The organism is Lentzea sp. NPDC004782 (assembly GCF_040609115.1).
Taxonomy (GTDB): Bacteria; Actinomycetota; Actinomycetes; order Mycobacteriales; family Pseudonocardiaceae; genus Lentzea.
This window is the reverse complement of record NZ_JBEXJN010000027.1, coordinates 65440-90751: the sequence shown is the minus strand read 5'-3', so window position 1 is coordinate 90751 and position 25312 is coordinate 65440. Positions and strand designations below refer to the sequence as shown.

Genomic DNA, 25312 nt, shown 5'->3' with positions numbered 1-25312 from the left:
TGTCCGGGTGGACTTCACCCGGCAGCAGGTGCTCTTCCACCGGATCCACCAGCACGAGCTGGACCGGCGGGTCGCGGACGCGGCCGAGCTGGCGGTGTTCTCCCTGGGCGTCCAGGACAACACCTCCGGCTCGGCCCTGCTGAGCCTCGCCGCGCGGCTGCACGATCCCTCGGTGGACGAGTTCACCGTCACCTGGTCCGTACGAGGCGCTCCCCACCTGCACCGCGCCGGTGAGCTGAAGGCGTTCGCCCGTGCGCTGTGGCCGTGGAGCGACGCCGACGCACGAGCGCGTGCCGCGCGTCCCAAGGTCGACGACATGGTGGGGTCGTTGCGGCACATCGCCACCGCGATGCGGTCGATCGTCACCAAGCCGATGACCAAGGGCGACGTCAGCAAGGCGCTGACCCCGTTGGCACCCAAGCAGACCGTCGAACCGTGCCGCGGCTGCGGAACCGAGCACGTCAGCGACCCGATCTTCCGCCTCGGCGCGCTCCCGGCCGGTCTCCGGATCATCCCCGAGGAGAAGACCGTGACGTTCGAACGGATCCACGGCTGGCCGGGCGTGCCGCGCAAGACCGCCGGTTTCCACGAGCTGGTGCACCGGTACCTGAGCCTGCACGGACCGGCCGGACCGTCCGAAGTGGCCAGTTACTTCGGCACGACCACCCGCGAGGTCAAGAAGCGGTGGCCGGCCGAAGGCCTGGTCGAGGTGACCGTCGAGGGCCAGAAGGCGTGGCTGCCGGAGGACGTGGAGGTCGTCGACGCCGAACCGCCGGACGTGCGGTTGCTGCCGCCCACCGACCCGTACCTGCAGGCACGTGACCGGGACCTGCTGCTGCCGGACAAGGCGGCGCAGAAGGACGTCTTCCGCATCCTCGGCCGGCGCGGGGCGATCCTGGTGGACGGCGAGATCGCGGGCTCCTGGCAGGGCAGGGTGGTCTCCGGCAAGCGGTTCGAGGTGACGGCCACGCCGTACCGCCCGTTGCCGGATCTCCTGCCGGAGGCCCAGATCCTGGCTCAGGCCAAGGGACTAGCCGACGCAAGCGTCAAGAGCAACTGACACGTCGTCGGTCACCACGAGCGACCTCAACGCGGCGTGCGAGACGAAACCCTTGTCCCGCAACTCGGTCAGCCACTCGACGAGTCCCTTGTAGTGGTTGTCCACGTCCAGCAGCACGACCGGCTTGGCGTGCATGCCCAGCACGTGCGACGTCCACACCTCGAAGAACTCCTCGGCTGTCCCGATGCCGCCGGGCAGGGTGAGGAACGCGTCCGCCTTGTCGTCCATCATCTTCTTGCGCTCGCGCATGGTGTCGACCACGTGCAGCTCGGTCGACTCCCGGTCGGCGATCTCCCTGGTGGCGAGCCCCTTGGGGATCACCCCGTAGGTGTGCGCCCCACCGGCACGGGCTTCCCGTGCCACCGCACCCATCATCGACGTCTGCCCGCCGCCCCACACGAGGTTCCAGCCGCGTGCCGCGATCTGGCGCCCCACCTCGGCGGCGAGGTCGATGTAGCTCTGCGGAACGGTCGACAGGCTGCCGCAGTACACAGCTACGTACATCAGTGCGCGTCCGCCCATGCCTGGTGCGCGTCCTTGACCACGCGCACCGCGTCTTCGATGTCGTCGGTGAGGTGCAGCAGCGCGAGGTCCTTCTCGCCCACCTTGCCGCCCTCCAGCACCGAGTTCTTGATCCAGTCGTAGAGGCCCTGCCAGTAGTGCGTGCCGAACAGCACGACCGGGAACTTCGTGACCTTCTTCGTCTGCACCAGCGTCAGCGCCTCGAACAGCTCGTCGAGCGTGCCGAACCCACCCGGCAGGCAGATGAAGGCCTGCGAGTACTTGATGAACATCGTCTTGCGCACGAAGAAGTAGCGGAAGTTCACGCCGAGGTCGACCCACGGGTTGAGCCCCTGCTCGAACGGCAGCTCGATGCCGAGCCCGATCGAGAACCCGCCGGCCTCCGAGCACCCGCGGTTGACCGCCTCCATCGCACCCGGCCCGCCACCGGTGATCGCCGCGAACCCGGCCTGGGCCAGCGCCGCGCCGAGGTCGCGCCCGATCTGGTACTCGGGGTGGTCCCTGCCGGTGCGGGCGGAACCGAACACCGTCACCGCGCTGGGCACCTCGGCGAGCGCCCCGAACCCCTCGACGAACTCGGCCTGGATCCGCAGCACCCGCCACGGATCCGTGTGCACCCAGTCAGAAGGCCCGCGCGAGTCCAGCAGGCGTTGGTCAGTGGTGGTGAGCTCGTCCCGGCGTCCTCTGCGCAGCACGACCGGCCCGCGCATCTTCTCCTGGGGACGCTCGTCCACCACGCCGTTCTTGTCTTCCGTCATCACTGAGATGGTAGTGATCAGGCAAGCAGAAATCGCTTAAGCACGTCGAAACAACCGGTGATCTGACGGACCGGGACGTGCTCCTCCTGCGTGTGCGCGAGCGTCGGATCACCCGGTCCGAAGTTGACGGCGGGCATGCCGAGCGCCGCGAACCGCGCCACGTCCGTCCACCCGAGCTTGGCCACCGGCGTACCTCCCGCGGCCTGCACGAGCTCCTGCGCGGCGGGCGCGTTCAGTCCGGGCAGCGCGCCGGCGGCGAAGTCCGTGACGGTGACGTCGAAGCCCTCGAAGACCTCGCGCAGGTGCTGTTCAGCCTGTGCCACCGTGCGATCCGGCGCGAACCGGTGGTTGACGGTCAGCACCGCCTCGTCCGGCACCACGTTGCCCGCGACGCCACCGCTGATCTTCACGGCCTGCAGGCCCTCGTGGTAGCGGCAGCCGTCGATCTCGGGCTGACGCGGTTCGTAGGTCTCCAGCCTGCGCAACGCCTCGCCCATGCCGTGGATGGCGTTGCGGCCCATCCACGCCCTGGCGGTGTGGGCGCGCTTTCCGGTGGTCCTGATCTCGATCCGCATCGTGCCCTGGCACCCGGCCTCGACCGTGCCGTTGGACGGTTCGCACACGATCGCGAGGTCGCCCAGCAGCCAGTCCCTGAGCTCGCGCTCGATCCGGGTGAGCCCGTTGCGTTCGGCCTCGATCTCCTCGCAGTCGTAGAAGACGAACGTCAGGTCGTGGCGCGCGTTCTGGCTGAGGGCCGCGATCGCGAGCATGACCGCGTCGCCGCCCTTCATGTCGACCGTGCCGCAACCGTGCAGGATCTCGCCCTCGCGGCGGCTGGGGAAGTTCTGGTTGACGGGCACGGTGTCCAGGTGCCCGGCCAGCACCACGCGGCGCTGCACGCCGAGGTTCGTGCGGGCCAGCACCGCGTTCCCCGATCGGGTGATCTCCAGGTGGGGCGCGTGCAGCTGCAGCGACCGTTCCACGAGGTCCGCGATCTCCGCCTCCTCCCCGGACACGCTGCGCACATCCACCAGCGCGGTCGTCAGGTCGATCGGGTCGGCGAGGAGATCAAGGGTGTCGGACACGGCGTTCACCCTACTCAGCCGGCTTGGGCACTGGGCCGTTCAGCCGATACCGTGCGCTGCGTGATCAAACGCACACTGCTCGTGATCACTCTGCTGCTGATGGCGACCGGTTGCGGCGAGGCACCGGCCGCGTGCGACCGGCAGTGCGGTGAGATCAGGGCCCTCTTCGCGGCCCCGTGCGGCTCCCAGCACAGCGGCACCCCCGCCGACTGCGCGGGCTGGGTGAGCCGTGTCAGCACCATGACCCGCAGGCTCGACGAGGCGTTGCAGGGCAAGCGCGTCCAGGAGGACGTCAGTGCGGTCCTGCCCCGGCTGATGACGGCGGTGGGCGACTTCGAGGCGCACCGGTGCGGTGAGGTGAAGGTCGACAACGTCGCCAGCACCGACGCCCGTCAGTCGAAGTGCAACGAGGCGCTCATCGCCACCAGGGGTGACCTGGGATCGCTGTACTTCTCCGCGGACGTCCCGGACTGATCCCACCCCGCGAGCGGACTAAGCTGGGTGCCCGTGAGCACCGCATACGGCATCGGCCTGGCCACAGTGACCCCGGACGGCAGCGTCCTCGACACCTGGTACCCGTCCCCAGCCCTCGGTGAGACGACGGACCTGGGCACGTCCCGCGTGTCGTCCGCGGAGATCGCGGAGGCGCTGGGCGAGTCGGCCGCCAAGCTGCTCGGTGAGGACCTCGAACGCGGCGTCGAGGTCGTCGGTGTGCGCGTCGCGACCGACCTCACCGCGGCCCCCGCCGACACCTACGACGTCTGGCTGCGGCTGCACCTGCTGAGCCACCGCCTGGTCAAGCCGCACGGCGCCAACCTGGACGGCATCTTCGGCCTGCTCACCAACGTCGTGTGGACGAACCACGGCCCGTGCGCGGTCGACGGCTTCGAACAGACCCGCACCCGCCTGCGCGTCCGCGGCCCGGTGACCGTCTACGGCGTCGACAAGTTCCCGCGCATGGTCGACTACGTGGTCCCGTCCGGTGTCCGCATCGCCGACGCCGACCGCGTCCGCCTCGGCGCCCACCTCGCCGCCGGCACCACCGTGATGCACGAGGGCTTCGTCAACTTCAACGCCGGCACGCTCGGCAGCTCCATGGTCGAGGGCCGCATCTCCGGCGGTGTCGTCGTGGGCGACGGTTCGGACGTCGGCGGCGGCGCCTCGATCATGGGCACCCTCTCCGGTGGCGGCAAGCAGGTCATCAGCGTCGGCGAGCGGTGCCTGCTGGGCGCCAACGCCGGTCTGGGCATCTCGCTCGGCGACGACTGCGTGGTCGAGGCGGGCCTCTACATCACCGCGGGCACGAAGGTGACGCTGCCGGACGGCGAGGTCGTCAAGGCCCTGAGTCTGTCCGGCCAGTCGAACCTCCTGTTCATCCGCGACTCCGTGACCGGCACGGTCCTCGTCAAACCGCGCAACGGCACCGGCGTCGAACTGAACGCCGCGCTGCACGCGAACGACTGAGGGGGAAACTCACTTGTCCGGGGCCCGGTCTGCTGAGGCAGGCTGGGCCCTTGCCAACTCAGGGAGGTGCACGTGCTGAAACAGCGACTCGAGTTGAACGCTCGCGCCGCGATCGAGCGTGCCCTGGAGGGGGCGCAGTCGGAGGACTCCTTCGTGGAGTTCAAGACCCAGTGGCCGATCGACCACGGCAAGGCCGCACGCCAGATCGCCGCGCTGTGCAACGCCGCGCGCGGGTCGGAGGCGATGTGGATCGTCGGCGTCGACGAGAAGGGCCGTTACGTCAAGGGCGCGCCGGCGGAGGAGCTGTCGAGCTGGTGGCCCAAGGTGGAGAGCCACTTCGACGGTGTCGCGCCGGGACTCACCACGGTCGCGTTCGACTGGGCGCCAAGACGAACCGTCGTCGTGCTGTCGCTGCAGACGGACAACGCGCCGTACGTCTTCGTCACGAAGAAGGAGCCCTACAGCCGGGAAATTCCTTGGCGCTCAGGCGAACGCACGAGATCCGCTCGCCGGGGCGAGGTCCTGGAGCTGCTGGTGCCCAAGCTGGACATGCCGGGCTGGGAGTTCGTCAGCGCCCGCGCCACGCTCAGCCAGCACTCGCCGACGCTGCGGTTCGAGGGTGATCTCTACCTGGAGACGAACCAGCCGCTGTCGCTGCCGCACCACCGATGCCACTCGTACGCGACGTACGGGCTCGACAGCGAGACGGTCGACCTGGCGTTCAGCTTCCGCACGAACACCCGTGACGTGCGCGCCGTCGAGCGGGTCGTCCGGGTCGCGGAACCGGCCGTGCTCCACGTCAGCGCGGACGCCGACGTGGAGCTGGACGCGTTCTCCGACCTCTGGGACCTGCACTGGCACCTGGTGCTCGGCCTCGGGCTGAGCGGCGACTCGATCAGCACGAGCGTCCGGCTCACGACGGACGCGGTGCCGCCGAACCAGTTCACCCGCCGGGTGTGGTCGGCTCTCAAGCCCTGAAGATCAGGCGCTGAGGCGTTCCGCGGCTGCCGCGATCCGCTCGTCCGTCGCCGTGAGGGCGATCCGCACGTGCTGGGCGCCTGCCGGTCCGTAGAACGTGCCGGGAGCCGCGAGGATCCCGCGGTCGGCCAGCCAGGAGATCGTCTCCCAGGCGTCCTCACCGCGCGACGACCACAGGTACAGCCCCGCCTCGGAGTGCGACACCGTGAACCCGGCCGCCTCCAGCGCGGGCTTGAGCACCTCGCGCCGGGCGAGGTACCGGGCACGTTGCTCGGCGACGTGCTCGTCGTCCTCCAGGGCCGCCCGCATGGCCTCCTGCACCGGCCGCGGCACGATCATCCCGGAGTGCTTGCGCAGCTCCAGCAGCTCCGCGACCAGCTCCGGGTCGCCGGTGACGAACCCGGCCCGGTAGCCCGCGAGCGACGACGACTTCGACAGCGAATGCACGGCGAGAACGCCGTCGAAGGAGTCCACAACGGACGGATGCAGCACCGACACCGGCGAGGCTTCCCACGGCAGCGCCAGGTAGCACTCGTCGGAGGCCACCACCGCGCCGACCGCACGGGCCGCGGCGACGGCGTCCCGCAGCTGCTCGGCGGACAGCACGCGCCCGGTCGGGTTCGACGGCGAGTTGAGCCACACCAGCTTCGTGCCGGCGGGCGGCAGCTCACCGTCGGCCAGGCGCACGACCTCGGCACCGGCGAGCAGCGCGCCCACCTCGTAGGTCGGGTACGCCACGGACGGCACGGCCACGACGTCGCCGGGACCGACGCCGAGCAGCGTCGGCAGCCACGCCACCAGCTCCTTGGAGCCGATCGTGGGCAGCACGGCCTGCTCCGACAGCCCGACGACGCCGTAGCGGCGCTCCACGGCCGCCACGAAGGCCGCACGCAGCTCAGGGGTGCCGTGGGTGGTCGGGTAGCCGGGGATGTCGGCGACGGACGACAGCGCGGACTGGATCACCGCGGGAACCGGGTCGACGGGCGTGCCGACGGACAGGTCGACCACGCCACCGGGGTGCGTGCGCGCCTTGGCGGCGTGGTCGGACAGCGAGTCCCACGGGAAGTCCGGCAGGGCCGGACCTCGGCGGTTGATGATCAATGCCCCTCAGCCTGCGGCTCGAGCGCCTTCACGAACTCCGGGTCGGCGCTGACCTTGCCGACCTTCGACGCGCCACCGGGCGAGCCGAGCTCGTTGAAGAAGTCCGCGTTCGCCTTGGTGTAGTCCTTCCACTCGTCGGGGACGTCGTCCTCGTAGTAGATGGCTTCCACCGGGCACACGGGCTCGCACGCGCCACAGTCCACGCACTCGTCGGGGTGGATGTAGAGCATCCGGTCGCCTTCGTAGATGCAGTCGACGGGGCACTCTTCGATGCACGCCTTGTCGAGCACGTCCACGCACGGCTGGGCGATCACATAGGTCACTGCGCTCTCCAACTTCCTCTGGTCCACACCGCGCAAGCCGGAGAGTACGCGGCACGTTCGAGTATCACCCGGTCAGGCTTGCCTTAGCTGCACGGTGTTCCACGTCACTCCATCTGCTGGGACTGGCTTGGGACAGGATGAACGCGTGCACACCGTGGATCACCTGGAATCGCTCTGCGCGCGAGCATGGCCCGCCCTGACCGAAGTTCCGCTTGGAAACTGGTCGATGCGCGCCGCCGACGGGTTCACCGGCCGCGCGAACAGCACGCTGACCTGCGGTGATCCCGGAATGCCGATCGCGGACGCGTTGGCCGCCGCCGAAGGGTTCGCGCGGGAGCACGGCATCAAACCCACCGTGCACGTCGTGAACGGGTCGAGCTGCGAACCAGCGATCCGCGACGCCGGCTGGATCGTCGATCTCGATCACCCCGGTGGCGCGGAGTCGCTGGTGATGACCGGCCCGCTGGAGAAGTTCGCCGACGGCGAAGCGGACAGCCGCGATCTTCCCGGATGGTGGGAGCTCACGGCCGGATCCGAGGTTTCCGCGGCACAACGGCACGTGCTCGGGACCGGTGAAGCCGTCTGCTTCGGGAGTCTCAGCCAGGACGGCACCGTGGTCGCGGCCGTGCGGGGTGCCGTCGTCGAGGACGTGCTGCACGTCGCCCGCCTCGCCGTGCGGCCGTCGCACCGCCGCAAGGGCCTGGCGCGGCGGCTGATGGGCGAACTGGCGGGCTGGGGCCTGAAGCAGGGCGCCACGACGTGCGTGCTGCAGGTGGCCGAGCACAACTCGGCGGCGATCGGGCTCTACACCCAGCTCGGCTGCACCGAGCACCACCGCTACCGCTACTGGGTGCCCGCGGTCTCGTAGCGGCCGGGCCGGTTGGCCGCGTTGCGCGCCATCACGGCCCCCAGCGCCACCGCACCGGTCAGCGCACCGCCCGCGAGCATCAGCAGACCGCGCCAGTCCTGCAGCAGCACGACCGTCTCCCTGGTGCTGCCGGGCTCGGCGTAACCGAAGATCATGATCGTCAGGAACCACGTGATCAGCGGCAGCGCGGCGGTGAAGACGTGTTCGGAGACCGAGGCCGCCCACTGCACCAGCAGCGGTGTCGTGAGGGCGGCCGCCGCGATCATGATCGGGAACGGGAAGTCGCCCAGCTTCGGCAGCAGCGTCCCGTCGAAGCGCAGCGGCAGGAACATGGTTTCCAGCACGGCGAGCGCTGCTGCCTCGACGCACAGAAGCAGCAGCAGGAGCACTCGCACGCTACCGGTCACCCAGTCCTCCGAACAGATCCGTGGCCGCGCCGTCCGCGGAGCCCTTGGCCAGCACGTAGAACTCGGCACCGACCAGCGGCTGCGCGATGTTGTTGGACAACGCGTACCCGCCGTCCCACACACTGACCTGCGTCGAGTGTGCACGCAACGCGCGGCGCTTGGCCGTCAGGTGCTCGGACACGTCCACAACCGTTGTGATCTCTTCATCCGGCGTCACCGGCAGCTCGCCCGGCTCGGGCAGCCGGAACGCCTCCGGAACGTTCTCCAGCGCGGCCACACCGGCGTTCGTGGCGTCGCGGGACGTCACCGCGTAGAAGACCCGCTCGACGTCCGAGACCTGGGCGCACGCGGCCACGGTGATCTCGTGCGCACGAATGTGGTCCGGGTGGCCGTAGCCGCCGAACGCGTCGTAGCTCACCACGACCTGCGGCTTGACCTCGCGCAGGATCTCGACCAGCTGGGCGGTCTGCTCGTCCAGCGAGCCCTGGATGAACGCGCGCGGGTGGGCGTTGGACGGCACGTCGACCATGCCGGAGTCGCGCCACCTGCCGATGCCGCCGAGGAACCTGTGGTCCGTCACGCCGAGCGCGGCGCACGCTGATCTCAACTCGCCCACGCGGTACCCGCCCAGCTGGTCGGCGGCGTCGGCGGCCAGGTGCGCCAGCGCGGGCGGGATGATCTCGCCCTCTTCCCCCAGCGTGCAGGTGACGACAGTGACGTGCGCGCCCGCTGAGGCGTAGCGCGCGATGGTGCCGCCCGTCCAGAGACTCTCGTCGTCCGGGTGGGCGTGCACGAAGAGCAACCGTGGTGGGGCAGTCAGCGTCACCGGAAAAGAGTAAAGGCTGTGTGAGCAGCGCACGCTCCGGAGGTCGTTTTGTCGATGAAGGGCGCCTTCATCCACTTCAGGCGGATGAAGGCGCCCTTCATCGAGAGCCCTAGACGAGTGAGCGTTCCTCGGCGAAGTGGCACGCGGACAGCGTTCCGTCCGGCCCACCCCGCAGTTCCAGCTTCGGTTCTTCGGTGGCGCAGACGTCCTGGGCCTTCCAGCACCGGGTCCGGAACCGGCAGCCCGACGGCGGGTTGACCGGCGACGGCACGTCACCGGTCAGCACGATCCGCTGACGCTTGCGCTCCTGCTTGGGGTCAGGCATCGGCACCGCCGACAGCAACGCCTGCGTGTACGGGTGCATCGGCCTGGTGTAGATGGCCTCGCGCTCGCCCATCTCGATGATCTTGCCGAGGTACATCACCGCGACGCGGTCCGAGATGTGCCGCACCACCGACAGGTCGTGCGCCACGAACAGGTACGCCAGCCCGAGCCGTTCCTGCAGCTCCTCCAACAGGTTCACGACACCGGCCTGCACCGAGACGTCCAAAGCGGACACCGGTTCGTCCAGCACCAGGAACCGCGGGTTCAGCGCCAGAGCACGGGCGATGCCGATGCGCTGCCGTTGACCGCCGGAGAACTCGTGCGGGTAGCGGTTGCGGTGCTCGGGGTTGAGGCCGACGAGCTCCATCAGCTCGTTGACCCTCCGCTGCACGCCACCTTCGACACCGTGGATCCGCAACGGTTCCGCGATGATGTCGTTGACCTGCCACTTGGGGTTCAGCGACGCGTACGGGTCCTGGAAGACGATCTGGATGTCCTTGCGCAACGGCCGCAACTGCTTGCTGCTCATGACCGTGAGTTCACGGCCCTCGAACTTCACCGAGCCCGAGGTCGGCTTGTGCAGCTGCAGGATCGCGCGCCCGGTCGTGGACTTGCCGCAGCCCGACTCGCCGACCAGACCGAGCGTCTCGCCGGCGTGCAGCGCGAACGACACGCCCGACACGGCCTGCACCGTGCCGATGCTGCGCGGGATGATTCCCTTGCCCCGCACGGGGAACTCCTTGACGAGGTCGGTGACCTCCAGCAACGGCGCGGTCACTTCGCCTCCTCATCGGACAGTTCGGGAACCGGGGTTGCGTGCACCGCAGTCACTTCGAGCGAGTTGTCGGGCTCGGCCGCGGCGAACACCGCCGGGTTCTCCACCGTGCCGATCTCGTCGTGCAGGAACAACCGCTGCGGCTGGTCGATCGTCGCCAGGTGCTCCCAGCGGTGGCACCGCGTCGTGTGGTTCGGGGCGCCGGCCTCCTCCAGCAGCGGTTCCCACTCGTGGCACACGTCGGCGACGAGCGGGCACCGGGGCGAGAACGAGCAGCCGGTCGGCAGGTTCACCAGCGACGGCGGCGCGCCCTTGATCGGGGTGAGCCGCTTGCCCAGCGTGGCCGGGTTCGGCACCGAGCCCAGAAGTCCCACCGTGTAAGGCATTCGCGGGCGTTCGAAGACGTCGTCGACCGGACCGGACTCGACCACGGTGCCGCCGTACATCACCTGCACGCGGTTGACCATGCCCGCGACCACGCCGAGGTCGTGCGTGATCATGATGATCGCCGCGTCGGTCTCGGACTGGATGCGCAGCATGGTGTCGAGGATCTGCGCCTGCACCGTCACGTCGAGCGCGGTGGTCGGTTCGTCGGCGATGATCACGCTGGGGTCGTTGATGATCGCCATCGCGATGACCACGCGCTGCCGCATGCCGCCGGAGAACTCGTGCGGGTACTGGGCCGCGCGCTTGTCCGGCTGCGGGATGCCGACCAGCTCCAGCGCCTCGACCGCCTTGGCCCACGCCGCCTTCTTGGAGACGTCGTGGTGCGCGCGGTAGGTCTCGGCGAGCTGCCACCCCACGGTGTAGACGGGGTTCAGCGACGTCATCGGGTCCTGGAAGATCATCGAGATGTGCTTGCTGCGGAACGGCTGCATCTGCTTGTAGGTGCGGCCGTTCAGCTCCTCGCCGCGGTAGCGGATCGAGCCTTCGACGATCGCGTTCTTGGGCAGCAGGCCCATGATCGCCATGGAGGACACGGACTTGCCGGAGCCCGACTCGCCGACGATGCCCAGCACGTCGCCGGAGTTGAGGTCGAACGAGACGTCGCGCACCGCCCGGACGTCGCCGTCGTCGGTCGGGAACGTGACCGACAGGTTCCTGACCGAGAGCAGCGGTGCGGTGGTGCCGCCGGAGGGCAGGAAGTCCTCCGACAGTTCGGAAACACTCGTCATCAGGCACGCACCTTCGTCTGCCTCGGGTCGAACGCGTCGCGCAGACCGTCACCGATGAAGTTGACGGCCAGGGAGAGCGACACGAGCACGATGAACGGACCCCAGAACAGCCACGGACGGGTCAGGAACTGCCCGTAGTTCTCCAGCACGATCACGCCGAGCGAGGTGTCCGGGGGCTGAACTCCCAGTCCCAGGAACGAAAGCGCGGCCTCGGTGAGCACCGCGGTCGCGACCGCCAGCGTGGCGTTGACCGTGATGCTGCCGATCATGTTCGGTACCAGGTGCTTGAAGATGATCCGCGACGTGGTGGCGCCGCACGCCCGTGCCGCCTCGATGAACTCCCGCTGTGCCAAGGAAAGCGTCTCGCCGCGGGTGATGCGGGCGATCTGCATCCACGCGAACGCCGAGAGCACGAGGGCGACGACGTACCAGCTGCCGGAGAACCCCTTGACCACGATCGCGGCGACCGCGATCTGCGGGATGATCAGCAGCAGGTCGACCAGGCGCATCAGCGCCGTGTCCACGAACCCGCGCAGATATCCGGCCAGCGCACCGAAAACGACGCCGATCGCGGTCGCCAGCGCGGCCACGATCAACGCGATCTGCAGCGAGTAACCGGTGCCGCGCATCAGCAGCGCCAGCATGTCCTTGCCGACCTGCGTGGTGCCGAGCGGGTGCACACCGCTCATCGGCTGGTACGACTTGCTGGACACGTCCTCGAAGTCGTAGGTCCAGATCAGTGGGCCGACGAACGCGAACAGGACGAGGAAGACGAACACGCCGAGGCTCACCATGGCGAGCCGGTGGCGCAGGAAGCGCCGCAGGACGAGCTGCCCCTGCGTGCGCGTCTTGGTGGCGTCGAACTCGTGCGAGTCGGACCGGGGAGCGCTGTTCACCACGCCGCCCTCGGACGCCAAGTTGATGTTAGCCAAGGCGAATCCTGGGGTCGAGGATGCCGTACACGATGTCGGCGATCAGGTTGAACAGCACGATCAGCGTCGCGGTGACCGCGAGCCAGCCCATCAGCATCGGCGGGTCGAACTGCCGCACCGAGCTCACCAGCAGCGTACCCATGCCCGCCCAGCCGAACACCGTCTCGGTGATGATCGCGCCGGACAGCACGGCACCGAAGTTCAGCGAGAACAGCGTGGCGACCGGGATGAGCGCGTTGCGGAACGCGTGCTTGAAGATGACCCGGCTCTGCGAGATGCCCTTCGCCCGCGCGGTGCGCACGAAGTCCGAGTGCAGGATCTCCAGCATCGAAGCGCGTTCGAACCGGCTGTACGCGGCGAAGCTGATCAGCATCAACGCGATCGTCGGCAGCAGGAACGTGCCGGTGTACTTGAAGATCACGTCACCGAAGCTGCCGCTGAAGCCACCCGGCCGCGGACCCGCGGTGGTGAGCCAGCGCTGCAGCCCCATCGACTCCAGCACGTTGTTGAACTGGATGCCGTAGTTCTTCACGATGACCGCGACGCAGAAGATCGGCATCGAGAACATCAGGAACGCGGTGCTGGTGGCGAGGTAGTCGAAGAGCGAGTACTGCCGCACCGCGGCGAGCACGCCGACCGCGACACCGAGGGTGAGCGCGAGCAGTTCCGCGCCGATGACGAGCCGTCCGGTCGTCCACAGCGCATCGGTGACGGCCGGGAAGACCGCGGTCTTGGCCTGGCCGAGGGCGATGCTCTGCCCCCAGTCACCGGACACGAAGTGGGTGAGCCAGTTCCAGTAGCGGACCACGACCGGCTTGTCGAGGCCGAGCGAGACCTCGGCGGCCTTGATGTCGGCTTCGGTGACGTTGGGCCGGAATCGCATTTCCGCCAAGGGGTTGCCGGCGGTGGCGACGAGGACGTAACAGGCGAAGCTGCCGATCAGCAGGATGGGTATGGAGATCAGCAGGCGCCGGATGATGTAGCGGATCACGACGAGCTCCTAGGGGAAACCCGGCTCGGGCGGGGCCGGACTCGTGGTCCGGCCCCGCCCGATCAGGCGTTAGTGCACTTTCAGGGCGCACTTCAGGCACTTCAGACGAGCACGGTCACTTGGTCTGCCACTCGTTGGCGTCCCACAGCGCACCGAAGTAGCTCTGGAAGTACACGCGGTCGAGTCCCTTGAAGGCCCACATGTTCGGCATCTGGAACAGCGGCAGCGAGAGGTACTGGCCGGCGAACGCCTCGTCCGCTTCGCTGAAGTACTTCAGCGAGTCGGAGATCGACGTCTGGGTGACGGCCTTCTTCAGCGCCTCGTCGGTCTTCGGAACGCTCCAGTTGGACCAGTTCTGGCCACCACCGGTCTCGTAGATCGACTTCTTCGGGCTCTTGAACGGCGAGCTGGACCACGCGAACAGCGCGACGTCGTAGTCACCCTTGCTCACGCGCTCGTCGAGGAAGTTCGCGTCGGTGTCGTCCTTGACCTCGATGCCGGCTTCCTTGCACTGGCCCTGGATCAGCTCGACGGTCTGCTTGCGCCGCGGGATGTCGGTGTGGCTGATCCGGAAGGAGGCGCGCACGCCGTCCTTCGCGAACACGCCGTCGGCACCCTGCGTCCAGCCCGCGTCGCCGAGGATCTTCTTCGCCGCGGCCGGGTCGCCCTTGGCCTTGTCGGCGTAGTTGTCCTTGTAGCCCTCGTCCTTCGGGAAGAACATGAGGCTGCCCAGCGGCTTGGCGTCGGACTGCACCTCGGTGATGAGCTTGTCGATGATGTCCTGCCGCTTGACGCACATGAAGAACGCCTTGCGGATCTCCTCCTTGGCCAGCACCGGGTTCTTCATCTGCAGGTCCAGGTGCTCGAACGACAGGCCGGGACCGGAGCCGAACGTGACGCCCTGAGCGCTCAGGCTCTTGAGCTTCGTCGCCGCGTTCGCGTCGGGCTGGGCCATGGAGTTGACGGCGACCTCACCGTTCTCCAGCGCCTGCGCCTGCGCGACGGGGTCCGGGATCGCCTTCAGGATGATCTTCTTGGGACCACCGGGCTTGCCGGCCCACTGGGGGTTGCGCTCCAGCGTCACCGACTGGTTCGGCTCGAAGCCGGTCATGACGTAGGGGCCCGCACCCGGCATGAGGTCCTTGCTGAAGCCGTTCCACTTCTCGTTCCAGAAGTCCGCGACCTTCTGGAGGTCAGCGGCGGGGCTGTCCTTCGTGATCTTGGTGATGTCGGCGACGCCCGTCGCCTTCTCCACGATGTGCGCGGGGAGGACGTCCGTGTTGAACATGTCCTCGTAGTCCGGGTACGGCTCGGAGAACGTTCCGACGAACGTCTGGTCGTCCTTGCACTGACCGGTCGCCAGCTCGTATCCGGTGGTGCTGGCCGGCTTGAAGTACTTGCTGCCGTCAGGCTTCTTCGCCTGGTTGCTCTGCGTCAGCCAGGCCAGGTAGAAGTCGTCGCAGTCCCAGGCCTGGCCGTCGGACCACTTGACGCCCTTCTTCAGCTTCCAGGTCACGACCTGCGGAGACTTCGAGGTGACCTCGACCGACTCCATGACGTCCTTGTTCAGGATGACCTTGTTGTTGCCGTTGATGATGTGCGCACCCGGCTGCACGAGAACCAGCGCGAACGTGTTGTAGGACTGGTTCGCGTCCTCGGTCGCGTTGTTGTACGAGGTGAACGGTTTGTCCGTCGACACCACGACCTGTTCGCTCTCCTTGGTGTCCGGCGCGGTGTACCCGTCCGCGGACTCACCGCGGGCCGTCGCCATCCCCGCGATGCTGTTGTCGCCACCGTCGGAGTTGCTGTTCCCGCCACCGCCACCGCAGGCACCCAGCACGAGAGCCGCGCTGGAAATCAGCGCGATCGCCGGAAGTGCTTTGGTTCTCCTCATCGACACGTGCCCTCCTAGCACTGGGCGGCAGCGGCCGGATCGGCATGCACACCCATGACCGAGATGTGCCTTACGCGCCCCGAACCGGCACATCGTGGGCAGCACGGTAAGAACCCGTTGAGGCGGCGGTCACTACCTGGGAGGGCGATCGTGACCCAATGGAGACACCTTGTAGCGCGCCGCAATGGCCCGATTACCGGGCGAATGCGTTCGTTGACCGGGCACCTGGAATTCTGTCAACGACGGCGGCCGAAAGTAGCAACGAGGAAACTTCCGCGCAACAGGTTTTTCCGACGAGGGCTACTTGTCGAGCCGCCGCCATCCGGGTGCCCCGCTCAGCACGCCGGCCAAGGGCGCCCCGGTGTCCACTCCGGAAACCGTTGGCAGCACACCAAGAAGGTCGACCACCTGGAACAACGGCAACGCGACCGCCTGCGCCTGGATCTGCGGCTCGATCCGCGCGAGCGCGTCGCTCAGCAGCACCTTGCCGTTGAGCGCGGCGTCGATGTCGGCCTGGATCGCCGGGTCGCAGAAGCCGGCCGGGTTCTGCGGACTCGGCGTCCCCCCGTCCGGCGCGTCACCGGCACACCCGTAGGTGCTCGCGAGCCCGGCCGCCGAGTCGCCGGCGTCGACGCGCGGCACGACCGCGATGTCGACGTCCTTGCCGAGCAGCTGCTTGCTGAAGAGGTCCTCGGCGTTCGGGGTGACGACCTCGGCGGAGATGCCGCGGTCCTCCAGCTGCACCTTGACCCGGTTCGCGATGCCGACGTACGGCTCGACCTTCTCCGGCGCCGCGATCCTCAGCTTGAGCGGCTTGCCGGCCTTCTCCCAGATGTTCTGCGCGTTGCGGGCGTACCCGGCCTCGGTCAGCTGCTGGTCGCTGGCCGCGGCGTTGAGCGTGTTGCCCTGGATCGTCGCCTGGTACCCGGTGCGGCTCGGCGGCACCACGTACGAGTCGGCCCGGTACTGCGCACTCGGCCCGCTCTGCGTGCCGGACGCGATCAGCGCGTCGCGGTCCAGCGCGTTCAGGACCGCCTTGCGGGTCTTGAGATCCTTGAGCTGCTCGGTCTCCGGACGAAGCAGCACCTGCACGACCTCGTTGCGCGGCACGGGTTTCGTGGTCAGGTTCTGAACCGCCTTGAGCAGGTTCACGTCCGCCGCGTCGGCCCGCAGCAGCGCCGCCTGGTTGTCGCCTTTGGACAGTGACTCGGCCATGGCGCTGTGCGTGGCACGGCGGATCACCACCCGGTCCAGCGTGGTCGGCGCCTCCCAGTACCGGTCGCTGCGCTCCAGCACGACCTCCCCGCGCGGCTCGTCCAGGCTGCGCACCTGGAACGGCCCGGCCGTGGCGGGGAAGTTGCCGGACAGCACGTTCGACCAGGTGCCGGGCGCGTCCTTGAGGAGGTGCGCCGGCAGGAGGTTCGCGAAGAGGCTGCGCCAGCCGGGGAACGGCTTGCCGAACGCCACCTCGACGACCTTGCCGCCCTCACGCGCGCTCACGTTGTTGATGAGCCGGTAACCCGCCGGGTCCACGACACCGGGCTCCACGCGCATACGCTGCCACAGGTAGTAGAAGTCCTCGGCGGCGATCGGAGCGCTGTCCGACCAGCTCGCGTCCTTGCGGATGGTGTACGTGACCGTGAACGGCTCGGCCTTGGTGACCTTCGCGCTCACCATGAGGTTGCGGTCGAGCTGCGGCGCGCCATCAGGTCCGGGGCGGAAGACGCTGGGCAGCAGGAGGGAGCTCAGCGCCGTGGTGATGGGACTCTGCGCCGCGAGCGCGTGCGGGTTGTAACCACCCGCCACGTCGTCCACGCCGACCACGATCTCGGTGACCTTCGGCCCCGTGGTGGTGATGACCGGCGCCTCGGTCTTCGCGACCAACGGCGGAGGCGGCGTGTTCGTGCACGCCGCGGTGCCGCACAGCACGGCTGCGGCAAGCACTCCCCCGAGTCGCCTCATGGTCCTCACATTGCCAGAAGGGTGGTGACGGCGTCCGGGCAACCCAGGTTTTGTCACCCGAACCACTTGGTGGACGTGGCTGGGTGGGACCGGGTTGCTCGGCACCCTGGGTAGTACGGCTCACCTGGTCGGGTGGTTCGGGGTGGGGGTCACCGGTTCTGGCCGGTTGAAACACCTTCGCCGCGGCAAGTACCCAGCCACCCCACCTTCCACCCCTGCGGGTGACCGCCACGCGGGGACCCTCCGTGCACCAGGAGCACACGAAAGCTCCCCGCGTGCACTAACCAAGCCACACCCACCCACCACGACGCTCGCACGTCCACCGCTCCCCACACCGGCACACCCCCTCACCGCACCCCAGTGACTGCCACGCGGGGACCCTCCGTGCACCAGGAGCACACGAAAGCTCCCCGCGTGCACTAACCAAGCCACGCCCACCCGCCACGGCGTCGGCGTTCAGGCCCTTCTCCCCGTCCCGGACACGACGAAGGGCGGCCGGGCCACCAGGCCCAGCCGCCCCGTCAGGCGTTCGGCTGCGGAAACTCAGCCGCGCTGCTTCAGGCGCGAACGCTCGCGGCCGCGCAGGTTGGCGTCGAGCGTGACCTTGCGGACGCGGACGACCTCGGGTGCGACCTCCACGCACTCGTCGGAGGCGCAGAACTCCAGCGCCTCCTCCAGGGAGAGCTTGCGCGGACGGGCCAGGGTCTCCATCACGTCGGCCGTGGAGGAGCGCATGTTGGTGAGCTTCTTCTCGCGGCAGACGTTCACGTCGAGGTCCTCGGCGCGCGGGTTCTCGCCCACGACCATGCCCTCGTAGGTGTCGGCGCCGGGCTCCACGAAGAACGTGCCGCGGTCGGCCAGCTGGATCATGGCGTAGGCGGTGATGGAGCCCGCGCGGTCGGCGACCAGGGAGCCGTTGTGGCGGGTGCGGATCTCGCCCGCCCACGGGCCGTAGCCCTCGGACACGGCGTTGGCGATGCCGGTGCCGCGGGTCTCGGTGAGGAACTCCGTGCGGAAGCCGATCAGGCCGCGCGACGGGACCACGTAGTCGAGCTTGATGCGGCCCGTGCCGTGGCCCGACATGTTCTCCATGCGGCCCTTGCGGTTGGCGAGCAGCTGGGTGACGGCGCCGAGGTGCTCCTCGGGGCAGTCGACGGAGAGGCGCTCGAACGGCTCGTGGACCTTGCCGTCGACGGTGCGGGTGACCACCTGGGGCTTGCCCACGGTGAGCTCGAAGCCCTCGCGGCGCATCTGCTCGACCAGGATGGCCAGCGCCAGCTCGCCGCGGCCCTGGACCTCCCAGGTGTCCGGGCGCTCGGTCGGCAGGACGCGCACGGACACGTTGCCGACCAGCTCGGAGTCCAGGCGGGACTTCAGCAGGCGGGCGGTGAGCTTGGTGCCGCCGTTGCGACCGGCCAGCGGCGAGGTGTTCACACCGACGGTCATCGAGATGGCGGGCTCGTCGACGGTGATGCGCGGCAGGGCCTCGGGCGCGTCGGCGTCGGCCAGCGTGTCACCGATCGTGATGTCCGGGATGCCGGCGATGGCGACCAGGTCACCCGCGCGGGCGACCTCGGCCGGCATGCGCTCCAGGGCCTCGGTGATCAGCAGCTCGGTGATGCGGACCTTCTGCGGCTCGCCGTCGGCGCGGCACCACGCCACGGTCTCGCCCTTGCGCAGCGTGCCGCGGTGGATGCGGCACAGCGCGATGCGGCCGAGGAACGTCGAGGCGTCGAGGTTCGTGACCAGCGCCTGCAGCGGGCCGTCGACGTCCACGGTCGGGGCGGGGATGTGCTCGAGCAGCACCTGGAACAGGGTGTCGAGGTTCTCCTCGTCCGGCAGGCCGCCGTCCTCCGGCTGGTTCAGCGACGCACGACCGGCGCGCGCCGAGGCGTAGACGACCGGCAGGTCCAGCACGGACTCGTCGGCGCCGACCTCGGTGGCCAGGTCGAGCAGCAGGTCGTGGGCCTCCTCGACGACCTCGGAGATCCGGGCGTCGGGGCGGTCGACCTTGTTGACCAGCAGGATCACCGGCAGACCGGCGGCCAGCGTCTTGCGCAGCACGAACCGGGTCTGGGGCAGCGGGCCCTCGGAGGCGTCGACGAGCAGGACGACACCGTCGACCATCGACAGCGCGCGCTCGACCTCACCGCCGAAGTCGGCGTGGCCGGGCGTGTCGACGACGTTGATGATCACGTCGCCGTCCGGCGTGTGCCTGCGCACAGCCGTGTTCTTGGCGAGGATCGTGATGCCCTTCTCACGCTCGAGCTCGCCCGAGTCCATGACCCGGTCCACGAGCTCGGCACGCGCGGAGAAGGCGCCGGACTGGCGCAGCATGGCGTCGACCAGGGTGGTCTTGCCGTGGTCGACGTGCGCGACGATCGCGACATTTCGCAGGTCAGTGCGCGTCTGAAGGGCAGACGCGGTGGCCGTGGGCACGCAGAACTCCTAGAGCTTCGAAGGCGTTGGAGGGGCTCGCGCCGGACACGTCGATGCGCACAGCCGTACACCAGAGTACCGGCCGCGTCGGCATTACCACACAAGAGTGCCTAGTGAAGTGAGCCTCACCTACTCTAGTGACACGGTGTCGGAGTGGGGGAACCCAGTGGGCAAGAAGCTCAAGAAGAAGTGCTGCCGGTCGAAACCCCAGTGCAAGCGCTGCCCGGTCCCCTTCCTGCTCAAGGAACGGGACAAGGCGCGCAAGAAGGCGGCGAAGAAGGCCGCCAAGGCCGCGAAGAAGGCCCTGAAGGCAGCTTGAGGCCTCGCGAGTACCTCGACAAAGCACTCGACCTGCTCCAGCAGCACTCGATGGAGAGCGCGAGGGCCGACTGGCCCGCGCTACGTGAGCAAGCTCACCTCGCCACCACCGGCGCGACCAGCCCCGAGGACACCTACGACGCGATTCGCCAGGTGATCGCCGCGCTGGGCAACCCGCACACCCACCTGATCACGTCCGTCCGCGCGCGCCGGCCACCGGCGCCCACCACCCCGACAGGCCGGATGATCGGCTCCGTCGCGTTGCTGCGGCTTCCCGCCACCGCCGCGGCGAACCGCTCGAACTACGTCACGGCAGGTCTCGGCATCATGCGCGACCTCATCGCGCGACGACCGTCCGGTTGGGTGGTCGACCTGCGGGACAACGGGGGCGGCGACATGTACCCGATGCTCACCGTGGTGTCACCGCTGCTCGGTGAGGGCAGAACAGGCGCGTTCGTCGAACCGGACGGCAGCAGGACCGAGTGGGGCATCCGGCGCGGACACGTCTACGTGGGCCGACGCCGGACCTTCGCGTTCCGGAGGGTGCCACGAGCGGTGAACCGGCCGGTGGCCGTGCTGGTCAACGGGAAGACCGCCAGCTCCGGCGAGGCCGTGCTCGTGTCGTTCCTAGGAGCACCGAACGCGCGCAGTTTCGGTGCGCCCACCGCCGGTCGCGCGACGGCGAACCAGTCGTTCCCGCTGCCCGACGGGGCGCGGCTCGCGATCACGTCCGCGCACATGGCCGACCGCACGGGGAGGACGTACGGCAACACCCCGATCGCCCCGCAGACGCTCGTCGACGGCGGCGACGTGCTCGGCGCGGCGATCGAGTGGCTCGACTCCAGGCGCTAACCCTGCAGCACGGCCTCGTTCAGCTTCATGAGCTCCGGCGCCGTCCGCGTCGCCTCGAACTCGCAGATCTCGTACTTCACCAGCTTCTGCTCCGCCCACGGGTCCGTGGCGAGCAGCGCTTCGAGCTTGCCGCGGGGCATGGGCCGCGCGATGATCACGCCGCCGGTCCTCGGCACCTGAGGCCCTGAGGCGAGGAACAGCCCTCGCTCGTACTGCTTCTCGACCCACTCGCGGTGGTCGGGGAGGGCGTAGTCGATCTGTTCCAGTGGCGCGACGTACTTCAGCAGCACGATGAACATCCTTCAACGGTAGTCCTATACTGGTGATCGTGCGCACTCTGAACACCTTCTGGTGGGCCGCTTTCAGGCGGCCGGAGTAGCAGTGCGCTGACGCACCCACAGGCCGCCCGGGACGGGCGGCTTTTTTGTGCGTTTCGTCCGGGCGGTCCTTCACGAAAGGACCAACGACATGATCCGGCTCTCCGCCATCACGCCCTCCGGCCAGGTCCACTTGGGCAACTACCTGGGCGCGCTGCGGACGTGGGCACGCGAGGGCACGTCGGACGACGTGTACTTCATCAGCGACCTGCACGCGATGACGTCGTCGCACAACCCTCAACGTCTGCGATCCCTGACGCGCGAGCAGTTCGCCGTGCTGATCGCGAGCGGGATCGCCCCGGAGAGCACCTGCGTCCAGAGCGACCTGATCCGCGAACTGGGGGCGCTCAACTGGGTTCTGGAGTGCACCTGCACGTACGGCGAGGCCGCGCGCATGATCCAGTTCAAGGAGAAGTCGCTCGGCCGCGACTCCGTGCGCCTGAGCCTGCTCACCTATCCGGTGCTGATGGCCGCGGACATCCTGTTGCAGGGCACGGCGGAGGTCCCGGTCGGCGAGGACCAGCTCCAGCACGTGGAACTGGCCCGCGCGCTCGCCCGCCGCTTCAACCACGCGTACGGCGAGGCGTTCATCGTCCCGACGGCCGTCGTGCCGAAAGTGGGTGCACGCATCAAGGATCTGTCGGACCCGACGCGCAAAATGGACAAGTCCGCACAGAACTCCGCGGGGGTCGTGTTCGTCCTCGACGAGCCGGACCTGGTGCGCCGCAAGGTCCGGCGCGCGGTGTCGTCGACCGAGGGCATCGCGAACCTGACCGAGATCCTCACCTCGTGCACCGGCAAGGAACCGGAGGACTACACGAGCAGGTTCGCCGACCTCAAGAACGTCGTGGCCGAAGCGGTGATCGAGGAGCTCCGCCCGGTGCGCGACCGCACGCTGGAGCTCCTCGCCGATCCGGCGGAGCTGGACCGCATCCGCAAGGCGGGCGCGGAAAGGGCGCGCGACCGCGCCCAGCACCGCCTGAACGCGGCCCTGCGCCTCTCCGGCCTCAGTTGAGGAGTCGCTGAAGGGCCGGGACCAGCACCCGGTCGGCGGGCAGCCAGTCCACCCCGGGCAGCTCGTCGGCGGTGAACCACCGGACAGCGTTGTGCTCCAACGCTTCCGGCTCACCGCCGCCGAGCTCAGCCGCGTGGATCCGCAGGATCACGTCCTTCTTCAACGGCACGTCCGGCCCGACCTGCGCACCGACCACCACGGACACGCCGAGCTCTTCCACGCACTCACGCACCAACGCGTCTTCCGGCTTCTCGTCGGCCTCGACCCGTCCGCCGGGCAGTTCCCACTGCCCGGCATGGCTTTCCGGGTAGGACCGCTGCTGGGCCAGCAACCGTCCATCCCGGACGATCGCGGCCCCGACGACCACCCGTGCCGCGCTCAGCTCGTGACACCGCCGCGCCAGCAGCGCGGACCGCTTCTCCAGCACCCGCAACGCCATCCCGCGCCCGACCGTGACGTCCGCGAACCGCCCGACCACCCCGCCGACGGTCGTCCAGCTGACCCGGTCGATCACCATCGTCCCGGCCCCGGTGACCACGAGATCCGTGTGCAGCTCCAGGAAGTCCCCGGCCGCCGACACACCGGACAGGTCAGCCCGCGTGACCGTCAGCTCGACCCCGAACGGCCCGGTGAGCACGTCCCCGAGGCACAACAGGGCACCGGGCACCTTCACCCCGAACCCGGTGATCAGCGCGGTGTCCAGCAGGGCACCGGCAACAACGGCAACAGGCGCGTCGACCAGCGCCGACGCTCGCAACTCTGGCACTGAGGTTGCCTACCAGGACGGCCAGCGGATCTCCAAACGCGCACCGCCGGCAGGCGACTCGGCGGCCCGCACCGACCCGCCCCGCCGTTGCACGAGATGCGCCACCAGCGCGAGCCCGAGCCCGAACCCGCCGGACGCCCGTCCGCGGTCCTCCTCGACGCGGTGGAACCGGTCGAACACCTTCGTCCGGTGCTCGACGGGGATCCCGTGCCCGTCGTCGTCCACGAGCAACCGCACGTCCCGCCCCACCGGCACCAACGTCAGCGTGATCGTCGAGTACGCGTACCGCGCCGCGTTGCGCATCAGGTTGTCCAGCACCAGCTCGACCTCGGACCTGGTGGCCGCCACCAGGCACGCCGACGGCGGCGCGTTCAGCCGCACCAGCAACTCGGTGTCGAGCCGGGCGATCGCCGCCTCGGCTTCCAGCACCAGGTCCACCGCCTCGGCCCGAGGCGGCGCCGAGGTGTCCGCCCGGGCCAGGATCAGCAAGGAGTCCACCAGCGCGCTGAGCCTGATCGACTCCTCGACCACCGACTCCAGCACCTCGATCGAGAAGTCCGGATCGGGATGCGCCACCGCGACCTCGGCCTGCGCCCGCACCGACGCCACCGGCGACCTCAGCTCGTGCGCCGCATCCCCGGTGAAGCGCCGCAACCGGTCCGACGCCTCGTCCCGCCGCGCCAGCAACGCGTTGAGCGCCTCGGCCAGCGCCTGCAGCTCGTCCCGCGACGGCGGCACCGGCAACCGCTCCCCGTGCGGCAGCTCCCCGGCGGCCACCCGCATCCGTTCCACGGGCCGCAGCGACGACCGCACCGACAACCAGGTGGCGATCCCCACGAACCCGGCCACCAGCACCGCCGCCACCGCCAGCCACCGCGTCCCCAGCGTGTTGGCCTTCTCGTACCCGAGCAACGTGCTGCCGTACACCTCGAGCCGCGGCGTGCCGTCCGCGGTGAACACCACCCGGCCCCGCCACCGCTGCGCGGAGGCCCCTTCCAGCCGCAGCACCGGTTCCCCGGCCTTCAACGTCCGGATGTCCTGCGCCGTCAACGGAAGCGGCGGCTTGCCGTCCACCGGCACCCCGGACACGTCCAGCACCCGCGGCGGCGCCTTGGCCAGCTCCTGGTCCACCGCGGTGATCTGGATGAGCCCGATCAACGCCGGCGCCAGCCCCGTGAACGCCAGCAGGCACAACAACGCCACCCCGGTCGCCACCACGGTGATCCGGAAGCGCAACGTGCGCCGGAACCACCAGCGGCGAGGACTCACCTGTTCCCCAGCGCGCTGTCGAGGTCCGGAGTGGACGCGATGTACCCGTGCCCCCGCACGGTCCGCACGACCTCCCCCGCCCCGACCGCCTCCAGCTTGCGCCTGAGGTACCCCACGTACACCTCGACCGCGTTCCGCGTGGCCGCCTGCTCGTCCCCCCAGACGGTCCGCAGCAGCTCGTCCTTGGTCACCACCGACCCGGCCCGCGACGCCAGCACGTCGAGCACCGCGTACTCCCGAGGACTCAGCGACACGTCCTGCCCGGCCCAGCTGACCTCCCGCAACCCCCGGTCGATGACCAGCTCCCCCAGCGTCAGCCTCCGCCGCGCCCCGCCCCCGCGCCGCAGCAGCGCCCGAACCTGCGCCACCAGCACCACGAAGCTGAACGGCTTCACCAGGTACCCGTCGGCCCCGAGATCCAGCCCGTCCGCCTGGTCGATCTCCCCGTCCTTCGCCGACACCATCAACACCGGCGTCCGCACGCCGTCGGCCCGCATGCGCTGCAACACCCGGTACCCGGACAGCCCGGGCAGCATGATGTCCAGCAGCACCACGTCGAACGCCCCGGTCAACGCCACCCGCAACGCGGTCGGCCCGTCGGAGGCCGTGACGACCTCCATCCCCTCAGCCGCCAGCCCGCGCTCCAACGCCCGGCGCACGCCGACTTCGTCGTCCACGACCAGCACTCGAGGCTTCACACCGCACAGCATGCCGCGCTCTCAGCCACGCCGCCCGCAAGATCTCAGCCGACTCTCAGCAACGCTGCGAAAACCGCCACCGGCAGGCACAAAACCGCTGGTGGAACTAGTCTCAGCACCATCTCAGCAACCC

Annotated in this window: 26 protein-coding genes; 8 read left to right on the top strand and 18 right to left on the bottom strand. The window is 69.1% G+C overall.

What is annotated here, in order from left to right; all coding sequences use genetic code 11:
• Positions 1–7: 7 nt before the first annotated feature.
• On the top strand, positions 8–1060 hold the full coding sequence (locus ABZV40_RS25005; RefSeq protein ID WP_355446016.1) for a winged helix DNA-binding domain-containing protein: 1053 nt from the start codon (positions 8–10) through the stop codon (positions 1058–1060).
• On the opposite strand, the gene ABZV40_RS25000 is transcribed toward ABZV40_RS25005, so the two are convergent.
• Genes ABZV40_RS25000 through dapE form a run of 3 tightly spaced genes read right to left on the bottom strand, consistent with a single transcriptional unit; the run spans position 1031 to position 3425 of the window.
• Positions 1031–1564 carry a TIGR00730 family Rossman fold protein gene (locus ABZV40_RS25000; RefSeq protein WP_355446014.1) on the bottom strand — a complete coding sequence of 178 codons (534 nt, stop codon included), beginning with the start codon at positions 1562–1564 and terminating at the stop codon, positions 1031–1033. The genes ABZV40_RS25005 and ABZV40_RS25000 overlap by 30 nt on opposite strands.
• The gene (locus ABZV40_RS24995) at positions 1564–2340 is read right to left on the bottom strand and encodes a TIGR00730 family Rossman fold protein (RefSeq protein ID WP_355446011.1); all 777 of its coding nucleotides are present in this window, start codon (positions 2338–2340) and stop codon (positions 1564–1566) included. Before ABZV40_RS24995 ends, ABZV40_RS25000 begins: the two co-directional genes overlap by 1 nt.
• 17 nt (positions 2341–2357) lie before the next feature.
• Positions 2358–3425 carry a succinyl-diaminopimelate desuccinylase gene (dapE, locus tag ABZV40_RS24990; protein ID WP_355446009.1) on the bottom strand — a complete coding sequence of 356 codons (1068 nt, stop codon included), beginning with the start codon at positions 3423–3425 and terminating at the stop codon, positions 2358–2360.
• A 60-nt stretch (positions 3426–3485) separates the two neighbouring features.
• Between dapE and ABZV40_RS24985 the strand changes: the two genes are divergently transcribed.
• The 3 genes from ABZV40_RS24985 to ABZV40_RS24975 all read left to right on the top strand — a co-directional run bounded on the left by ABZV40_RS24985 (position 3486) and on the right by ABZV40_RS24975 (position 5867).
• Positions 3486–3899 (top strand): hypothetical protein, encoded by a 414-nt coding sequence (locus ABZV40_RS24985; RefSeq protein ID WP_355446006.1) that lies wholly within the window; start codon positions 3486–3488, stop codon positions 3897–3899.
• 27 nt (positions 3900–3926) lie between these two features.
• Entirely contained in the window at positions 3927–4889 is a 963-nt protein-coding gene (gene dapD, locus ABZV40_RS24980) for a 2,3,4,5-tetrahydropyridine-2,6-dicarboxylate N-succinyltransferase (protein ID WP_355446003.1), read from the top strand.
• Between the two features lie 72 nt (positions 4890–4961).
• Positions 4962–5867, top strand: coding sequence for a hypothetical protein (locus ABZV40_RS24975; protein WP_355446000.1), 906 nt, complete (start codon positions 4962–4964; stop codon positions 5865–5867).
• Between the two features lie 3 nt (positions 5868–5870).
• On the opposite strand, the gene dapC is transcribed toward ABZV40_RS24975, so the two are convergent.
• Both dapC and fdxA read right to left on the bottom strand, forming a co-directional pair.
• Positions 5871–6968, bottom strand: coding sequence for a succinyldiaminopimelate transaminase (gene dapC / locus ABZV40_RS24970; RefSeq protein WP_355445997.1), 1098 nt, complete (start codon positions 6966–6968; stop codon positions 5871–5873).
• Complete coding sequence (fdxA, locus tag ABZV40_RS24965) at positions 6965–7291, bottom strand: ferredoxin (protein WP_355445994.1); 327 nt, start codon at positions 7289–7291, stop codon at positions 6965–6967. The genes dapC and fdxA overlap by 4 nt, the downstream gene beginning before the upstream one ends.
• 145 nt (positions 7292–7436) lie before the next feature.
• On the opposite strand from fdxA, the gene ABZV40_RS24960 reads away from it, so the two are divergent.
• Positions 7437–8159 (top strand): GNAT family N-acetyltransferase, encoded by a 723-nt coding sequence (locus ABZV40_RS24960; protein WP_355445991.1) that lies wholly within the window; start codon positions 7437–7439, stop codon positions 8157–8159.
• On the opposite strand, the gene ABZV40_RS24955 is transcribed toward ABZV40_RS24960, so the two are convergent.
• The 9 genes from ABZV40_RS24955 to typA form a co-directional block, all read right to left on the bottom strand.
• Positions 8135–8566 carry a hypothetical protein gene (locus ABZV40_RS24955; protein ID WP_355445988.1) on the bottom strand — a complete coding sequence of 144 codons (432 nt, stop codon included), beginning with the start codon at positions 8564–8566 and terminating at the stop codon, positions 8135–8137. The two genes, ABZV40_RS24960 and ABZV40_RS24955, sit on opposite strands and share 25 nt — an antisense overlap.
• Positions 8556–9392, bottom strand: a complete 837-nt coding sequence (gene mshB / locus ABZV40_RS24950) for an N-acetyl-1-D-myo-inositol-2-amino-2-deoxy-alpha-D-glucopyranoside deacetylase (RefSeq protein ID WP_355445985.1) — start codon at positions 9390–9392, stop codon at positions 8556–8558. The genes ABZV40_RS24955 and mshB overlap by 11 nt, the downstream gene beginning before the upstream one ends.
• A gap of 109 nt (positions 9393–9501) precedes the next feature.
• On the bottom strand, positions 9502–10494 hold the full coding sequence (locus tag ABZV40_RS24945; RefSeq protein ID WP_355445982.1) for a dipeptide ABC transporter ATP-binding protein: 993 nt from the start codon (positions 10492–10494) through the stop codon (positions 9502–9504).
• Positions 10491–11666, bottom strand: coding sequence for an ABC transporter ATP-binding protein (locus ABZV40_RS24940; RefSeq protein ID WP_355445979.1), 1176 nt, complete (start codon positions 11664–11666; stop codon positions 10491–10493). Before ABZV40_RS24940 ends, ABZV40_RS24945 begins: the two co-directional genes overlap by 4 nt.
• A complete protein-coding gene (locus ABZV40_RS24935; RefSeq protein WP_355446164.1) occupies positions 11666–12565 on the bottom strand; it encodes an ABC transporter permease in 900 nt (299 codons plus the stop codon). Before ABZV40_RS24935 ends, ABZV40_RS24940 begins: the two co-directional genes overlap by 1 nt.
• A gap of 25 nt (positions 12566–12590) precedes the next feature.
• Positions 12591–13589 carry an ABC transporter permease gene (locus ABZV40_RS24930; RefSeq protein WP_355445976.1) on the bottom strand — a complete coding sequence of 333 codons (999 nt, stop codon included), beginning with the start codon at positions 13587–13589 and terminating at the stop codon, positions 12591–12593.
• Positions 13590–13704: 115 nt separating this feature from the next.
• A complete protein-coding gene (locus ABZV40_RS24925) occupies positions 13705–15483 on the bottom strand; it encodes an ABC transporter family substrate-binding protein (protein WP_355445973.1) in 1779 nt (592 codons plus the stop codon).
• 300 nt (positions 15484–15783) lie between these two features.
• Positions 15784–17445 carry an ABC transporter family substrate-binding protein gene (locus tag ABZV40_RS24920; RefSeq protein WP_355445970.1) on the bottom strand — a complete coding sequence of 554 codons (1662 nt, stop codon included), beginning with the start codon at positions 17443–17445 and terminating at the stop codon, positions 15784–15786.
• A gap of 543 nt (positions 17446–17988) precedes the next feature.
• Positions 17989–19884 carry a translational GTPase TypA gene (typA, locus tag ABZV40_RS24915; protein ID WP_355445967.1) on the bottom strand — a complete coding sequence of 632 codons (1896 nt, stop codon included), beginning with the start codon at positions 19882–19884 and terminating at the stop codon, positions 17989–17991.
• A 166-nt stretch (positions 19885–20050) separates the two neighbouring features.
• Here typA and ABZV40_RS24910 point away from each other — a divergent pair, with 166 nt between their 5' ends.
• Both ABZV40_RS24910 and ABZV40_RS24905 read left to right on the top strand, forming a co-directional pair.
• On the top strand, positions 20051–20203 hold the full coding sequence (locus ABZV40_RS24910) for a hypothetical protein (RefSeq protein WP_204765351.1): 153 nt from the start codon (positions 20051–20053) through the stop codon (positions 20201–20203).
• The gene (locus tag ABZV40_RS24905) at positions 20200–21054 is read left to right on the top strand and encodes a S41 family peptidase (protein WP_355445964.1); all 855 of its coding nucleotides are present in this window, start codon (positions 20200–20202) and stop codon (positions 21052–21054) included. Before ABZV40_RS24910 ends, ABZV40_RS24905 begins: the two co-directional genes overlap by 4 nt.
• Here ABZV40_RS24905 and ABZV40_RS24900 read toward each other — a convergent pair.
• Positions 21051–21353, bottom strand: a complete 303-nt coding sequence (locus ABZV40_RS24900; protein ID WP_355445961.1) for a YciI family protein — start codon at positions 21351–21353, stop codon at positions 21051–21053. The two genes, ABZV40_RS24905 and ABZV40_RS24900, sit on opposite strands and share 4 nt — an antisense overlap.
• Before the next feature lie 169 nt (positions 21354–21522).
• Here ABZV40_RS24900 and trpS point away from each other — a divergent pair, with 169 nt between their 5' ends.
• Positions 21523–22446 carry a tryptophan--tRNA ligase gene (trpS, locus tag ABZV40_RS24895; RefSeq protein ID WP_355445958.1) on the top strand — a complete coding sequence of 308 codons (924 nt, stop codon included), beginning with the start codon at positions 21523–21525 and terminating at the stop codon, positions 22444–22446.
• On the opposite strand, the gene ABZV40_RS24890 is transcribed toward trpS, so the two are convergent.
• From ABZV40_RS24890 to ABZV40_RS24880, 3 genes are read right to left on the bottom strand one after another with little or no spacing between them, the layout of a single operon-like run.
• Entirely contained in the window at positions 22439–23212 is a 774-nt protein-coding gene (locus ABZV40_RS24890; RefSeq protein ID WP_355445955.1) for a (deoxy)nucleoside triphosphate pyrophosphohydrolase, read from the bottom strand. The genes trpS and ABZV40_RS24890 overlap by 8 nt on opposite strands.
• Positions 23213–23221: 9 nt before the next feature.
• On the bottom strand, positions 23222–24481 hold the full coding sequence (locus ABZV40_RS24885) for an ATP-binding protein (protein ID WP_355445952.1): 1260 nt from the start codon (positions 24479–24481) through the stop codon (positions 23222–23224).
• Entirely contained in the window at positions 24478–25191 is a 714-nt protein-coding gene (locus tag ABZV40_RS24880) for a response regulator transcription factor (RefSeq protein WP_355445949.1), read from the bottom strand. The genes ABZV40_RS24885 and ABZV40_RS24880 overlap by 4 nt, the downstream gene beginning before the upstream one ends.
• Positions 25192–25312: the final 121 nt, after the last annotated feature.